The 14712-nt window shown below is 45.3% G+C and carries 13 protein-coding genes; 11 read left to right on the plus strand and 2 right to left on the minus strand.

The features are described 5' to 3' along the window. Positions 1–96 precede the first annotated feature (96 nt). Positions 97–999 (plus strand): transcriptional activator NhaR, encoded by a 903-nt coding sequence (gene nhaR / locus D1Z90_RS18150; protein ID WP_119912215.1) that lies wholly within the window; start codon positions 97–99, stop codon positions 997–999. Positions 1000–1072: 73 nt separating this feature from the next. On the opposite strand, the gene rpsT is transcribed toward nhaR, so the two are convergent. Beyond that, positions 1073–1333, minus strand: coding sequence for a 30S ribosomal protein S20 (rpsT, locus tag D1Z90_RS18155; RefSeq protein WP_119912216.1), 261 nt, complete (start codon positions 1331–1333; stop codon positions 1073–1075). 190 nt (positions 1334–1523) lie between these two features. Here rpsT and murJ point away from each other — a divergent pair, with 190 nt between their 5' ends. The 7 genes from murJ to glnB all read left to right on the plus strand — a co-directional run bounded on the left by murJ (position 1524) and on the right by glnB (position 9263). Then, positions 1524–3092: a murein biosynthesis integral membrane protein MurJ gene (gene murJ / locus D1Z90_RS18160; RefSeq protein WP_119912217.1), complete on the plus strand. Its 1569-nt coding sequence runs from the start codon at positions 1524–1526 to the stop codon at positions 3090–3092. Positions 3093–3142: 50 nt separating this feature from the next. Next, the gene (gene ribF / locus D1Z90_RS18165) at positions 3143–4075 is read left to right on the plus strand and encodes a bifunctional riboflavin kinase/FAD synthetase (protein ID WP_119912218.1); all 933 of its coding nucleotides are present in this window, start codon (positions 3143–3145) and stop codon (positions 4073–4075) included. Positions 4076–4109: 34 nt separating this feature from the next. Further along, the gene (ileS, locus tag D1Z90_RS18170) at positions 4110–6935 is read left to right on the plus strand and encodes an isoleucine--tRNA ligase (RefSeq protein WP_119912219.1); all 2826 of its coding nucleotides are present in this window, start codon (positions 4110–4112) and stop codon (positions 6933–6935) included. Then, positions 6928–7443: a signal peptidase II gene (gene lspA / locus D1Z90_RS18175; RefSeq protein ID WP_119912220.1), complete on the plus strand. Its 516-nt coding sequence runs from the start codon at positions 6928–6930 to the stop codon at positions 7441–7443. Before ileS ends, lspA begins: the two co-directional genes overlap by 8 nt. After that, entirely contained in the window at positions 7433–7867 is a 435-nt protein-coding gene (gene fkpB / locus D1Z90_RS18180; protein WP_119912221.1) for an FKBP-type peptidyl-prolyl cis-trans isomerase, read from the plus strand. The genes lspA and fkpB overlap by 11 nt, the downstream gene beginning before the upstream one ends. 9 nt (positions 7868–7876) lie before the next feature. Next, complete coding sequence (ispH, locus tag D1Z90_RS18185; protein ID WP_119912222.1) at positions 7877–8806, plus strand: 4-hydroxy-3-methylbut-2-enyl diphosphate reductase; 930 nt, start codon at positions 7877–7879, stop codon at positions 8804–8806. Positions 8807–8924: 118 nt separating this feature from the next. Further along, on the plus strand, positions 8925–9263 hold the full coding sequence (glnB, locus tag D1Z90_RS18190) for a nitrogen regulatory protein P-II (RefSeq protein WP_119912223.1): 339 nt from the start codon (positions 8925–8927) through the stop codon (positions 9261–9263). 61 nt (positions 9264–9324) lie between these two features. Here the strand turns inward: glnB and D1Z90_RS18195 are convergent, their stop codons facing one another. Beyond that, positions 9325–10083, minus strand: coding sequence for an outer membrane protein assembly factor BamD (locus D1Z90_RS18195; RefSeq protein WP_119912224.1), 759 nt, complete (start codon positions 10081–10083; stop codon positions 9325–9327). Positions 10084–10207: 124 nt separating this feature from the next. Between D1Z90_RS18195 and rluD the strand changes: the two genes are divergently transcribed. The 3 genes from rluD (at position 10208) to clpB (ending at position 14556) form a co-directional block, all read left to right on the plus strand. After that, on the plus strand, positions 10208–11182 hold the full coding sequence (rluD, locus tag D1Z90_RS18200; RefSeq protein ID WP_119912225.1) for a 23S rRNA pseudouridine(1911/1915/1917) synthase RluD: 975 nt from the start codon (positions 10208–10210) through the stop codon (positions 11180–11182). A gap of 2 nt (positions 11183–11184) precedes the next feature. Continuing rightward, positions 11185–11922 carry a peptidoglycan editing factor PgeF gene (gene pgeF / locus D1Z90_RS18205; protein WP_119912226.1) on the plus strand — a complete coding sequence of 246 codons (738 nt, stop codon included), beginning with the start codon at positions 11185–11187 and terminating at the stop codon, positions 11920–11922. Between the two features lie 63 nt (positions 11923–11985). After that, complete coding sequence (gene clpB, locus D1Z90_RS18210) at positions 11986–14556, plus strand: ATP-dependent chaperone ClpB (RefSeq protein WP_119912227.1); 2571 nt, start codon at positions 11986–11988, stop codon at positions 14554–14556. Positions 14557–14712: the final 156 nt, after the last annotated feature.

Below are 14712 nucleotides of genomic sequence, written 5' to 3' on the forward strand. Positions count from 1 at the left end.
CAAAGTGGCTTTTTAACACCCAGTGCATTCGCGCTGGGTGTTTTTTTTGTATATTTATATTAACCTTTTGTAATTAAAGTTTTATTGGGAAATTGCATGTCTCACCTTAATTACAATCATTTGTATTACTTCTGGATGACTCAGAAGAAAGGCTCGGTGACTAAAGCTGCTGAGGCATTATTCCTTACCCCACAAACAGTTACCGGCCAGATCCGGCAATTAGAGCAGAGGCTAGGAGGCAAGCTATTTATCCGCAAAGGGCGCAGCCTACAAGCCACAGATTTGGGCCAGCTGATCTTTAAATATGCTGATCGCATGTTTACTTTAAGCTATGAAATGATTGATATCGTCAATTACACCAAAGACAGTAATATATTATTCGAAGTAGGCATCGCAGACGCGTTGTATAAAGGTTTAGCCAGTCGGGTGTTGATGTCAGTATTACCGGATGATGGCTCTATGCATTTGTGCTGTTTTGAGTCGACGCATGAGATGCTGCTGGAAAAGTTAAGCCAGCATAAGTTAGACATGATTTTGTCTGATTGTGCGGTAGACTCCAGCCAAAACCCAGGCTTATTCAGTAAGCAAATAGGCTTGTGTGGCATCAGTTTCTTTTGTCACAAGCCGTTGCCTAAATTACCATTTCCTGCGTGTTTAGAAGAGCGTAAGTTATTGATGCCAAGTCGAAAAACTTCACTGGGCCGTAAGCTCATTAATTACATAGACCAACTTGGCATAGAGCCTGAAATCTTAGGTGAATTTGATGATGCGGCTTTAATGAAGGCTTTTGGCGAGTATAACAAGGGCATCTTTGTGGCGCCGAGTATCGACAGTGATGAAATTACCGCGTCGGGAAAGGTGCAAGTGATAGGTGAAACCCATGAGGTGACAGAAGAGTATTACGTGATTTTTGCCGAACGCATGATCCAGCATCCAGCGGTCAAGCGGCTTTGTGAAACCGACTTTACGACGTTATTTTCAGGATTGGCTTCTGAGTAGTGCTTATTACATTCTTACAGGCAAAAAAAAACCGACGTAATGTCGGTTTTTCTCGTATTGGGTTTTGCAAAAATTACAGCGCTTTGATTGCAGCGTTGTATTTGCTCTTATGACGAGCAGCTTTATTTTTGCTGATTAAACCTTTTGTTGCGTAGCGGTCAAGAAGAGGTTGTACTGTTTTGTACGCTTCTTGAGCAGCTTCTTTGTCGCCCGCAGCAATTGCAGCAACAACACGTTTCATGTAAGTGCGCATCATGGAGCGGCGGCTAGCGTTGTGCTGGCGGTTCTTCTCAGCTTGAATTGCGCGTTTCTTAGCAGATTTAATATTAGCCAAGTTAAACTCCTAAAATCTGTTCAAACAGGTGATATTTAAAGGCCGTGGAATATGCCTTATTTTGTATAAATTGTCAAACCATTTGTGTAATTAAACACCACTCCGTAGAAACTAATACGCAGCAAGGTTAAACTAGTGGCCGGATTCTAGCAGCATTCTCGCTGCGGTAACAGTTCTAAAGAGGGATTTCTTGAGTAAAAAAATGCTTAAGTCAGGGGCTATAGTCAGCGCCATGACGTTTATCTCGCGTATTCTTGGCTTAATTAGAGACATTGTCGTTGCCAATATCATGGGGGCGGGGGCGGCTGCAGACGTATTTTTGTTTGCCAACAAGATCCCCAACTTTTTGCGTCGTCTGTTTGCTGAAGGGGCATTTGCGCAAGCATTTGTACCGGTTTTTTCGGAGTATCAAGAAAAACATTCTCAAGATGAAGTGCGAAGGCTCATTGCGGCCGTATCGGGAACATTAGGCACCATAGTGACGGTTATTACTTTGATTGGTGTTATTGCCTCTCCTGTGATTGTTGCGCTATTTGGTTTTGGTTGGTTTTTGGATTGGCTGAATGATGGGCCATCGAGTTCTAAATATGAATTAGCGTCCAGCTTACTTAAGATAACGTTTCCTTACCTCTGGTTTATCACCTTTGTTGCAATGGCTGGCGCCATACTCAACACCCTAGGTAAGTTTGCGGTAGCCGCTTTTACTCCGGTGTTTCTTAATATTGCAATTATTGCTTGTGCGGTATGGTTATCGCCCTACGTTGATCGTGCTGAGTATGTACTTGCGTTTGGGGTATTTCTTGGCGGTTGCATTCAATTTCTTTTTCAAATTCCCTTTCTAAAGCGAGCTGGTGTACTTGTGAGGCCTACTTGGAATTGGCATCATCCTGGTGTCGTTAAAATTCGGACCTTAATGATACCCGCTATGTTTGGGGTTTCAGTAAGCCAAATAAACTTATTGCTCGATACTTTGATAGCCAGCTTTTTACAAACTGGATCCATCAGTTGGCTTTATTTTTCAGACCGTTTACTGGAGTTTCCTTTAGGCTTATTTGGCATCGCTATCGCCACTGTTATTTTGCCAAGCTTATCTAAACTGCACGTTAATGAGTCGCCGCAGCATTTTTCTAAAACCCTAGACTGGGGGGTGAGGTTGGTATGTTTACTTGGTGTTCCTGCGATGTTTGGTTTGATTTTACTGGCTAAACCCATGCTCACAGTACTGTTTATGAGAGGTGAGTTTACTTCTTATGACGTCGAGATGGCCAGTATCAGTTTGATGGCATACGGCGCGGGTTTGCTAAGTTTTATGTTGGTCAAAGTATTAGCGCCTGGCTATTACGCACGCCAGGATACTAAAACGCCAGTGCGTTTTGGGATTTTTGCGATGGCTTGCAATATGCTCTTTAACATTATTTTTGCCATCCCTTATGGTTACGTAGGACTGGCTATCGCCACCTCAATGTCGGCATCGTTGAATGCTTTTCTATTGTGGCGGGGGTTAAAGCAGCAGCAAGTCTTTGAGTTAAGAACCAGTACAGTGTGGTTTTTAGGGCGCCTACTTATCGCTGTTGCATGCATGGCTGTTTTTTTATGGCAATTTACTCCGCCGTTAAGCTCTTGGGTGAGTTTTAACTTATGGCAGCAAATTACTTGGCTAGCCGGTCTTATTGGCGTCGGTGCCCTTATCTATTTATTAGTGAACTTGATATTAGGTTTACGGATTAACGATCTTCGTGTTTCGGGGGCTGATAACTGAAGCTGAGTGTTATATAATCCGGCAGTTTTGTGTAATTTGGCGTAGAAATAATGGAGCTGATCCGCGGCGCAGTGAACATTAAACCCGAACAAAAGGGTTGTGTACTGAGCATAGGCAATTTTGACGGCGTGCATTTAGGGCACCAAGCCGTACTGAAACAGTTGTTGGCAAAAGCTGAAGAGTTCAGCGTGCCTGCAACTGTGATGACGTTTGAGCCACAGCCCTTGGAGCTTTTCCTTGGGGATAATGCACCTGCGCGATTGAACCGTTTGCGAGATAAATATACTCAACTGCAACAGTTACAGCTCGACCGCTTATTATGCATCAGCTTTAACCGACAATTTGCTGCTATTGACGCTGAAGCCTTTATTGAAGAAATTTTGGTCAATAAGTTAGGCGTTAAGTTCTTAGTAGTAGGGGACGATTTTCACTTTGGTTTTCGTCGCCAAGGCAATTTTGAATTGTTGCAGCAAGCTGGACAAAAGCACGGTTTTGATGTGATCGCGACACAAAGTTTGTTGCAGGATAATGCCAGGGTCAGTAGTACCCAAATACGTGACGCGTTAGCTGCCGGTCAGTTACAAAAGGCGCAAGAGTTATTGGGCCGACCTTATCGTATTACCGGCCGCGTTGCCCACGGCGATAAGCTTGGTCGAACCATAGGCGTGCCTACCGCCAATATCTGGCTAAAGCGAAAAGTCACTCCGGTCCGCGGTGTTTATGCGGTGAAAGTGTACGGTATCGATGAGCAAGTCTATAACGGCATTGCGAATATTGGTACACGGCCAACAGTGAATGGACAGCGGCAACAATTAGAAGTACACGTTTTTGATTTTGCAGGTGATTTATACGGTAAACAACTGCAAGTAGAGCTAAATAAGAAAATTCGAGATGAGCGCAAGTTTGAACACTTTAGCGCTCTCAAACAACAGATTGAACTTGATGTCAGCCAAGCTCGTGAATACCACGCCTTGGCTGTATGAAACTTTACCTTCCCAATAATGGAAAACTGGATTAATGAGCGACTATAAAGACACCCTGAATCTTCCTAAAACAGGGTTCCCGATGAAAGCAAATTTGGCTAATCGCGAACCTAACATGTTGAAAGAATGGTATGACAAGGATCTTTACGGCAAGATCCGTCAGGCGAAAAAAGGCAAAAAGTCTTTTATTTTGCATGATGGACCACCGTATGCGAACGGCGATATTCACATTGGTCACTCAGTTAATAAAATCCTAAAAGACATTATTATTAAGTCTAAAACCCTGGCTGATTTTGATGCGCCATACATTCCTGGTTGGGATTGTCATGGTTTACCCATTGAGCTAAAAGTAGAGCAGAAAGTGGGCAAGCCTGGTAAAAAAATCAGTGCCGCGGCGTTTCGCCAAAAATGTCGTGAATATGCCGCTCGCCAAGTAGATGGCCAGCGCAAAGATTTTATTCGTCTTGGGGTATTAGGTGATTGGGAAAAGCCTTACCTGACGATGGATTTCGCTACAGAAGCCAACATCATTCGCTCATTAGGTAAAATTATTGACAATGGCCACCTGCATAAAGGCTCTAAGCCCGTGCATTGGTGTACCGACTGTGGTTCAGCACTTGCAGAAGCAGAAGTGGAATACGAAGATAAGACGTCTCCGGCTATTGATGTTCGCTTCAACGCTAAAGATGAAGCTGATGTCGTTGCCCGTTTTGCCCTTGAGGGTGATGCGGGGGAAGGGACCATCTCTGTGTTGATATGGACCACAACGCCTTGGACCTTGCCAGCTAACCGCGCGGTGGCTCTGTCAGCCAAGCTTGATTATGTATTAGCTGAAGTGACCACTGATGCGGGTAAAGAGCGTATCATCTTAGCCGAAGAACTATTAAATGATTGTCTAGAGCGCTACGGCATCACTGAGTTTCGCAAGTTGGGTTTTGCCAAGGGTGAAGCGTTAGAGTTAGCACAGTTTAATCATCCCTTTTATGACTTCAGCGTACCCGCCATTTTAGGCGACCACGTGACGACGGATTCAGGTACCGGTATTGTGCATACAGCCCCTGGTCACGGCCAAGACGATTACGTGGTTGGCATGAAGTACAATCTAGAGGTCGCCAACCCTGTGGGTGACAATGGGGTTTACAAAGCCGATACAGAATTGTTTGCTGGCCAGCACGTGTTCAAAGCAAACGACAGTGTTGTAGCTACATTGCAAGAGCGCGGCGCGCTGATGCACCATGTTGCTTACCGTCACAGCTACCCACATTGCTGGCGTCATAAAACACCTATTATTTTCCGTGCAACGCCGCAGTGGTTTATTTCGATGGAAAAGAATGGCCTGCGCCAACAAGCCATGAGCGAAATCAAGTCGGTACGTTGGATTCCTGACTGGGGTCAAAATCGCATTGAAAAAATGGTCGAGAACCGTCCTGATTGGTGTATTTCTCGCCAACGCACATGGGGCGTGCCAATTACGTTATTTGTGCACCGTCAAACCCAAGAGCTGCACCCAGATAGCTTGGCTATTTTAGAAAAAGTCGCTGCGCAAGTGGAGCTAAAAGGCATTCAAGCATGGTGGGATCTTGACGCTACTGAGCTCTTGGGAGATGAGGCAGAACAATACAGCAAGGTACCAGATACGCTGGACGTCTGGTTCGATTCGGGCACTACTCACCACAGCGTAGTTGATGCTCGAGCTGAATATAATGGTTACACCGCAGACATGTACCTAGAAGGATCAGACCAACACCGTGGTTGGTTCCAGTCATCATTAATGACAGGTACGGCGATGAACAACAAGGCGCCATATAAAGAAGTATTAACCCATGGTTTCACCGTCGATGCTAACGGCCGTAAGATGTCTAAGTCGATTGGTAACGTGGTTTCGCCACAAGAAGTGATGAATAAATTGGGTGCTGATATCCTTCGTTTGTGGGTCGCTTCTACTGACTATACCGGCGAGATGACGGTATCTGATGAGATCCTTAAGCGCAGTGCAGACAGTTACCGCCGTATTCGTAATACCGCGCGCTTCCTGCTAGCGAACCTGAATGGTTTTGACCCTAAAACAGATATGATAGCGCCTGAACAAATGGTTGCTCTTGACCGTTGGGCGGTAGGTAAAGCGAAAGAACTACAAGACGAATTAGTGTCTGCTTATGACAATTATCAGCTACTTACTGTCACTCAGAAGCTAACTCACTTCTGTTCAATTGATTTAGGTAGCTTCTACCTAGACATTATCAAAGACAGACAGTACACCGCAAAATCTGACGGCATTGCACGTCGCAGCTGCCAGACTGCCATGTATCTTATCTGTGAGTCGCTGGTTCGCCTGATGGCGCCAATCATGAGCTTTACCGCGGATGAAATTTGGAAGCGTATGCCAGGTGAGCGTGATGAGTTTGTATTCACTGGTGTATGGTTTGACGGTTTGTTTGATTTGAATGAGTCGGAGCCACTCAATAATGCATACTGGGAAAGTATCATTGAAATTCGCGGTGAAGTGAATAAAGCATTAGAGCAAGCCCGTCGTGATGGTGTCATCGGCGGAGGTTTAGCGGCGAATGTCACCTTGTTTGTAGAGTCTGCTCAAGCTGAGTTGTTGAGTAAGATTGAAGATGAACTGCGTTTCGTATTATTAACCTCACAAGCCAAGGTTGTGGTGGGCGAAGCACCTGATAACGCCATAGCCACTGAAGTGGCCGGATTATCTGTGTTAGTAGAAGCTTCTAGCGCAGCTAAATGTAGCCGTTGTTGGCATCACCGCGAAGATGTGGGAGCAGTAGAAGCGCACAAAGAATTATGTGGTCGTTGCGTAACTAACGTTTCAGGTGAAGGGGAAGTTCGCAAGTATGCCTAACTCAGCCGCTGAAAAATCAGGATTGCGCTGGCTTTGGCTCGCGCTGATGGTGTTTGTTATCGATATGGCCACCAAAATTTATGTCCACACTCGGTTCGACTTGTATGAGTCGATTCAAGTGCTGCCATTTTTCAACTTCACTTATGCGCGTAACTATGGCGCAGCATTCAGCTTTCTCAATGATGCTGGTGGCTGGCAACGCTGGTTATTTACTGGCATTGCGGTAGTCGTGAGTTGTGTATTGGTGTATTGGCTTAAGAAAACGCCGTACAACCATAAATGGATGAATGCGGCTTATACCCTGATTTTAGGTGGTGCGATCGGCAACTTGGTCGATCGTTTATATCACGGTTTTGTGGTCGACTTTTTGGATTTCGATTTAGGCTTTTACCGTTGGCCCGCTTTTAATGTGGCAGACTCTGCCATTTTTATTGGCGCGGCTATCATCATTATTGATGCCTTTATGGACGGTAAAAAATCAGATAAGGACGTAGCTAATGAGCAATAAAATTACTGCCAACAGTGAGGTCGTGATGCACTTCACCATCAAGCTGGCTGATGGCTCGGCAGCTGACAGTACAAAAGTCAATAATAAGCCAGCTAAATTCGCAATGGGCGACGGCAGCTTAACGGCAAACTTTGAAAAATGCTTAATAGGTCTATCAGAAGGCGAAGCCAAAACCTTTGAACTGGAACCAGAAGATGCTTTTGGCCTGCCTAATCCTGACAATATCTACCACGTTGACCGCAGTAAGTTTAGTGCAGAAGCTCCTGCTGAAGTGGGGGCCATTATTGCGTTCACTCAACCTGATGGCAATGAATTGCCAGGCATTATTCGTGAAGTCACTGGCGAGTCGGTGACGGTGGATTTTAATCACCCACTAGCCGGTCAAAAGCTAACTTTTGATGTTGAAGTTATCAGCGTAGCGTAGGAGTAGATTGTGGAACTGTTATTGGCCAACCCACGCGGTTTTTGTGCCGGTGTTCATCGAGCTATCAGTATTGTAGAGCGCGCGCTTGAACTGTTTGAGCCACCTATTTATGTTCGCCATGAAGTGGTGCACAACAAATACGTGGTGGACGGGCTTAAAGCTCGCGGGGCGGTATTTGTCGAAGAACTTGATGAAGTACCAGACGATTCAATTGTTATTTTTAGTGCTCATGGTGTGTCGCAAGCGGTACGCCAAGAGGCAAAAAGGCGTGAGCTTAAAGTGTTTGATGCTACCTGTCCTTTGGTGACTAAGGTCCACATGGAGGTCACTCGAGCGAGCCGCCGAGGCCATGAATGTATCTTAATTGGTCATCAAGGCCACCCTGAAGTAGAGGGCACGATGGGGCAATATGATAACCCTGAAGGTGGTATTTACTTGGTTGAGTCGGTAGAAGATGTGGCCAAGCTTAGCGTAAACGATCCGAGCCACTTGTTGTATTGTACCCAAACCACCTTGTCAGTTGATGATACCTCTATGGTCATTGATGCACTGCGCGCTAAATTTCCTGATATTGAGGGACCGCGTAAAAAAGATATTTGTTACGCGACGCAAAATCGTCAAGATGCGGTTAAAGACCTTGCCGATAAAACCGAAGTGGTGTTGGTGGTTGGATCGAAAAATTCATCGAACTCCAATCGCCTTCGTGAAAAATCAGCAAAAGCAGGGACGACATCTTATTTGATTGATAACGCGGATGATATCCAACCGCAATGGTTTGAAGGAATTACTAAGGTTGGAGTGACAGCTGGCGCTTCTGCTCCTGAAGTCTTAGTTCGCCAAGTGGTTACCAAGGTTGAGTCTTTGGGTGGTAAAATTGTGGTTGAAAATCCGGGCGTGGAAGAGAATATCGTCTTTGAAGTACCGCCAGAGTTAAGGTAATGCACTTTTAATCAAGGTTTTGGAATGTGGTGAGTGCATCGTGTTGAAAATATGTTGCGTTTTTATCACAATGACAGCAAGTCAAGTCGGCACTCCGACATAGCATAAGGGTTAAACAATGAAAAAGATTGAAGCAATCATCAAGCCATTTAAAATGGACGATGTTAGGGAAGCGCTTGCAGACATTGGCATCACGGGCATGACAGTTTCTGAAGTAAAAGGCTTTGGCCGTCAAAAAGGTCATACCGAGTTATACCGTGGTGCTGAGTACATGGTGGACTTTTTACCGAAAGTTAAAATCGAGATCGTCGTACAAACCGACGATGTAGACCGCTGCATTGATGCCATTATTGAAACGGCGCAAACAGGTAAAATTGGCGACGGTAAAATCTTTGTTACTGATATAGCCCGCGTTATTCGTATCCGTACGGGTGAAGAAAACGAAGACGCGATTTAATTTGCGCTTTAGAAGAATAAAAAAAGGCTGCCACTTGGCAGCCTTTTTTGTTTGTGAGGATTTACCTTACCCAACTGTTGGTGGGAAAGTTCTGCTTCATCACCTGCAACGTCGTTTGCTTTGGTGCTTCGAGGTTTAATTGAGTATAGCCTTCAAGCATTAGTTCAAGCGCGCGTTCACTTGATTTAGTATTTGGGAAGTGCTCAAGTACGTACTTGCCACGGTTAATCGCAGAGACGTACGCTTCACGTTTGATATACCACTCAGCAATCGCAATTTCATATTTGGCTAAACGATCTTTAATACCAACCATGCGCGCACGCGCATCAGGAGCGTAGGCACTGTTTGGGAAGCGGTTTAATAACCGAGTAAAATCAGCGAAGGCTTGTTGGTAGTATGCTGGGTTACGGTCGCTGCGGTCAATACCAATTAAGCCGTGGAAAAAGGTCCCGTCGAGGGACATATTAGTGAGACCACGCATGTAGTAAACATAATCAATGTCTTTATGAGTAGGACTCAGGCGTAAAAAGCGGTCAATATTGGCAAGCGCTTGCGCACCTTGATCATTTTTGTAGTAAGCGTATATCAGATCGAGCTGAACTTGCTCCGAGTGAGGGCCAAACGGGTAACGGGCGTCTAAGGCCTCTAAAACCTCCGCAGCCTTTTCGTAATTACCTGCTTGTAAGGCTTGTTGAGCGTCATCGTAAAGCAGGACAGGCGCTTTATCTGGAACAATTTCCTTGTCATCTTTCGATGAGCAGCCCAAAATAAACATGGCGGATATAGCTACCGCAGAAATAAGGCGAACACTCTTTTTCATAATACCAATATGTTTCGTCTGTACAGAAACCTCAAAGTATCCGTTATGCTGAAGCAAAAGAAAAGGTAAAATAGGTATTAGTTTAAGCGATAGCGTCTTTATCACAATTAACAATAAGAAGTTTATGAGCCAGGAAATAGAGTTACAAGGGGAGATTGCTCCTCACCAGTTAGGTCAAAGGTTGGACCAAGCACTCGCCGAGTTATTCCCCGATTACTCCCGTTCACGAATAAAAGAATGGATCTTAGCTGACCGCGTAACCCTAGATGGGCAGTTAGTGAATAAGCCGAGAGAAAAGGTATTTGCTGGCCAGCAAGTTCTGTTGAGTGCAGTACTCGAAGATGAAGTGCATTTTGTTGCTCAAGATATTCCCCTAGACATTGTTTATGAAGATGACGATATCTTAGTGATTAATAAACCTGCCGACTTAGTCGTTCATCCCGGTGCAGGCAACCCTGACGGTACCGTGCTCAATGCTTTGTTACATCATTATCCGCCTATTGCAGAAGTGCCAAGGGCAGGTATTGTTCACAGACTCGATAAAGATACGACCGGATTGATGGTGGTTGCTAAAACCGTACCGGCTCAAACCCACTTGGTGACGGCATTGCAAGCTCGTGATATCACTCGAGAATACGAGGCGATAGCGATTGGTACCTTGACCGCTGGCGGCATGGTTGACGCAGCCATCGGCCGACACAGCACGCATCGTACTCAGATGGCAGTGAAAGAGTTAGGTAAACCGGCGGTGACTCATTACAGGGTAGCAGAGAAGTTTCGTTCTCACACGCGCTTACGTTTGCGCTTAGAAACTGGGCGAACGCACCAGATACGAGTGCACATGGCGCATTTATCACATCCACTAGTGGGTGATCAGCTATATGGCGGTAGAGCCCGTTTGCCAAAAAATGCCACGCCCGAGTTAGTGACAATGTTACGAGGTTTTAAACGCCAAGCTTTACATGCCGCGATGCTTGAACTCGCACACCCTATCACTGGGGAGTTAATGCAATGGCATGCGCCTATTCCTGACGACATGGTTTCCCTTACCGAAGTATTGCGAGAAGATACCAAGCAAAACCCGGTAGAAGAGTATTAACGATGAAATTAATTAAGCCTAATTGGCCCGCTCCCAAACATGTAGTGGCGTTCTCTACTACCCGTAGTGGCGGCGTTAGCAAAGGTCCTTTCCAGGGACTTAATTTAGGCTTACACGTTTCTGACTTGCCATCAGATGTGCAGCGAAATCGTAGTTTGTTACAACAAGAGCTGGGGCTAACTCAGCCCTTGGCTTGGTTAAACCAAGTACACAGTAATATTTGTATAGAAATAACCAAACCTTTGAAGCAAATCCCAGATGTTGATGGCAGTTGGACCCGAAAAACAGTGCTTGGCTGTGTGGTGATGACAGCCGATTGTTTACCCATTTTATTTACCGACGAGCAAGGCAGTTTTGTTGCGGCTATTCATGCCGGTTGGCGTGGGTTACAGAGCGGCATCATTGAACATACCCTCACGCAAATCAATGCCTCACCGGAGCAGGTGCTTGTATGGTTAGGACCTGCAATTAGTCAGGCAGCGTTTCAAGTGGGAGAAGAGGTAAAGCAAGCGTTTGAAGAGCACGATGCGGATGCAAGCCAAGCCTTTATCGCCGATACTGAAGCGGGCAAGTGGCGTGCAGATCTCTATGCTTTAGCTAAAATGCGATTACAGCGCCTCGGTGTTACACAAGTTTATGGGGGCGACTATTGCACTTTTAATGAGCCTGAACGTTTTTACTCTTATCGACGCCAAAGTATGACGGGCAGAATGGCCAGCGTGATTTATTTAGAAAAATAATTTGAAAGCTTCAAATTGGCCCCTACATAAATAGCAGGATACTTTTTTTGATTGGGAGCGATTATGCGACTTGATAGATTAACCAGTAAATTTCAACTTGCGATCTCGGACGCGCAATCTCTAGCTTTAGGTCGCGATCACCAATACATTGAACCTGTTCATCTCATGACGTCTTTACTTAACCAAGACGCCGGTACGATCCGTCCTTTATTGACCGAGGCTGGCGTTGATGTCAGTGCGTTGCGGTCTAAGTTGTCACAGTCTCTCGACAGTATTGCCAAAGTAGAAGGCATCGGGGGCGATGTACAGCTCTCTAATCAGCTTGGCATATTATTCAATTACTGCGACAAGCTGGCTCAAAAACGCAAAGATAAATACATCTCCTCCGAACTCTTTGTATTAGCGGCAACAGAAGATAAACACACGTTAGGGGACATTTTACGTCAGGCTGGTGCGAATCAAAAAACCATTGAATCGGCGATAGAAAAAATCCGTAATGGTCAGAAAATTGATGACAAAAACGCCGAAGACCAACGCCAAGCATTAGACAAATACACCATCGACTTAACCGAGCGAGCAGAGCAGGGGAAGTTGGATCCTGTGATTGGTCGCGATGATGAGATCCGCCGTACCTTACAAGTATTGCAACGGCGCACTAAAAATAACCCAGTATTAATTGGTGAGCCAGGGGTGGGTAAAACCGCTATTGCAGAAGGCTTGGCGCAGCGAATTATTGATGGTGAAGTTCCAGAAGGGTTAAAAAACAAACGTGTATTATCCCTTGATATGGGCGCTCTAGTGGCCGGTGCCAAATACCGTGGTGAGTTTGAAGAACGCTTAAAAGCGGTACTCAATGAACTGGCGCAAGAAGAAGGCCAAGTGATTTTATTCATTGATGAGCTTCATACTATGGTGGGGGCGGGTAAGTCTGACGGGGCTATGGATGCCGGTAATATGTTAAAGCCTGCTCTTGCAAGGGGGGAATTACATTGTGTTGGTGCTACAACCTTAGACGAATACCGTCAGTATATTGAAAAAGATGCGGCACTTGAGCGAAGGTTCCAAAAAATTGTGGTTGATGAACCCAGTGTGGAAGACACGGTGGCGATCTTACGTGGCTTAAAAGAGCGTTATGAACTGCATCATAAGGTGGACATTACCGACCCCGCTATTGTGGCTGCAGCTCAGTTATCTTATCGCTACATTTCGGACCGTCAACTGCCAGATAAAGCAATCGACTTGATTGACGAAGCGGCTTCAAGTATTCGTTTACAAATTGACTCCAAACCTGAGCCGTTAGACCGCTTAGAGCGAAAGATCATTCAACTCAAACTAGAGCAGCAAGCGTTAAATAAAGAAGATGATGAAGCCAGTAAAAAGCGATTAGCCTTATTGTCAGATGAATTACGCGGCAAAGTAAAAGATTTTAAAGAGTTAGATGAAGTCTGGAAATCTGAAAAAGCAGCGCTGTCGGGTACGCAAAATATTAAGGCCGAGTTAGAGCAAGCAAGGCTAGATTTAGAGTTTGCCAAACGTGCCAGCGATTTAAGCAGGATGTCAGAGCTGCAATACGGCCGTATTCCAGAGCTGGAAAAGCAGTTGGATTTAGCATCGCAAGCAGAGATGCAAGAAATGAGCTTGTTAAAGCACAGAGTCGGTGAAAATGAAATTGCAGAAGTATTATCCCGCTGGACGGGGATCCCAGTGGCTAAAATGTTGGAAGGTGAGAAGGATAAACTACTGAAGATGGAGCAAGAGCTGCATAATCGAGTCATTGGTCAAGATGAAGCCGTAACTGCTGTGGCTCATGCTATACGTCGGAGCAGGGCTGGACTGGCCGATCCTAACAAGCCTATTGGTTCTTTCTTATTTTTAGGGCCAACAGGGGTCGGAAAAACAGAGCTATGCAAAGCATTGGCACACTTCATGTTCGATACCGAAGACAATATGGTCCGCATCGATATGTCAGAGTTTATGGAGAAACACTCTGTTGCACGTTTAGTTGGCGCGCCTCCCGGTTATGTTGGTTATGAAGAAGGCGGCTATTTAACCGAAGCGGTCAGGCGCAAGCCCTATTCTGTCATCTTACTTGATGAGGTAGAAAAAGCGCACCCTGATGTGTTTAACATTTTGTTGCAGGTATTAGATGACGGTCGCTTAACCGATGGTCAAGGTCGCACGGTCGATTTTAGAAATACCGTGATCATCATGACCTCCAATTTAGGGGCTGACATTATTCAGGAGCAATTTGGTCAAGCTGGCTACCAGCAAATAAAACATCTGTTGATGGAAAATTTGAGTCAGCAATTTAGGCCAGAGTTTTTAAACCGAATTGATGAAACCGTGGTATTCCATCCTTTAGTGAATGAGCACATTGCCCAGATTGCAAATATTCAATTACAAATGTTACAACAACGCTTACAAGATAAAGGTTACCAACTTGCAATATCAGCAGAGGCATTGCAGCACCTCGCTAAAGTTGGCTTTGATCCCGTCTTTGGCGCTCGTCCATTGAAAAGAGCAATACAGCAAGAGATTGAAAACCCACTTGCTCAACAGCTTTTAGCTGGCAAGTTAATACCAGGGCAGACTATAAACCTGATGCCTACAGAGCGTGGCTTTGCGTTTCAATAAATCAATGCCTTAATTCGCCTACTTAACCAACACTTTGTTGCTTAAGTAGGCGATTGAAAGTTTTTTTGCAAAAGATCACAAAAAGCCCTTGCACGGAATCAGAATCTCCCTATAATGCGCCTCCGTTGTCACAGCAAAGCACATCAAGCGAAGCTT

This window comes from Motilimonas pumila (assembly GCF_003596335.1).
GTDB lineage: Bacteria > Pseudomonadota > Gammaproteobacteria > Enterobacterales > CBDFNC01 > Motilimonas > Motilimonas pumila.

What these genes read in the sequence shown, in the direction of transcription:
- ileS (WP_119912219.1), top strand. Translation starts at nt 4,110, where the DNA reads ATGAGCGACTATAAAGACACCCTGAATCTTCCTAAAACAGGGTTCCCG.
- ribF (WP_119912218.1), top strand. Translation starts at nt 3,143, where the DNA reads ATGGAGCTGATCCGCGGCGCAGTGAACATTAAACCCGAACAAAAGGGT.
- glnB (WP_119912223.1), top strand. Translation starts at nt 8,925, where the DNA reads ATGAAAAAGATTGAAGCAATCATCAAGCCATTTAAAATGGACGATGTT.
- lspA (WP_119912220.1), top strand. Translation starts at nt 6,928, where the DNA reads ATGCCTAACTCAGCCGCTGAAAAATCAGGATTGCGCTGGCTTTGGCTC.
- D1Z90_RS18195 (WP_119912224.1), bottom strand. Translation starts at nt 10,083, where the DNA reads ATGAAAAAGAGTGTTCGCCTTATTTCTGCGGTAGCTATATCCGCCATG.
- pgeF (WP_119912226.1), top strand. Translation starts at nt 11,185, where the DNA reads ATGAAATTAATTAAGCCTAATTGGCCCGCTCCCAAACATGTAGTGGCG.
- nhaR (WP_119912215.1), top strand. Translation starts at nt 97, where the DNA reads ATGTCTCACCTTAATTACAATCATTTGTATTACTTCTGGATGACTCAG.
- clpB (WP_119912227.1), top strand. Translation starts at nt 11,986, where the DNA reads ATGCGACTTGATAGATTAACCAGTAAATTTCAACTTGCGATCTCGGAC.
- fkpB (WP_119912221.1), top strand. Translation starts at nt 7,433, where the DNA reads ATGAGCAATAAAATTACTGCCAACAGTGAGGTCGTGATGCACTTCACC.
- rluD (WP_119912225.1), top strand. Translation starts at nt 10,208, where the DNA reads ATGAGCCAGGAAATAGAGTTACAAGGGGAGATTGCTCCTCACCAGTTA.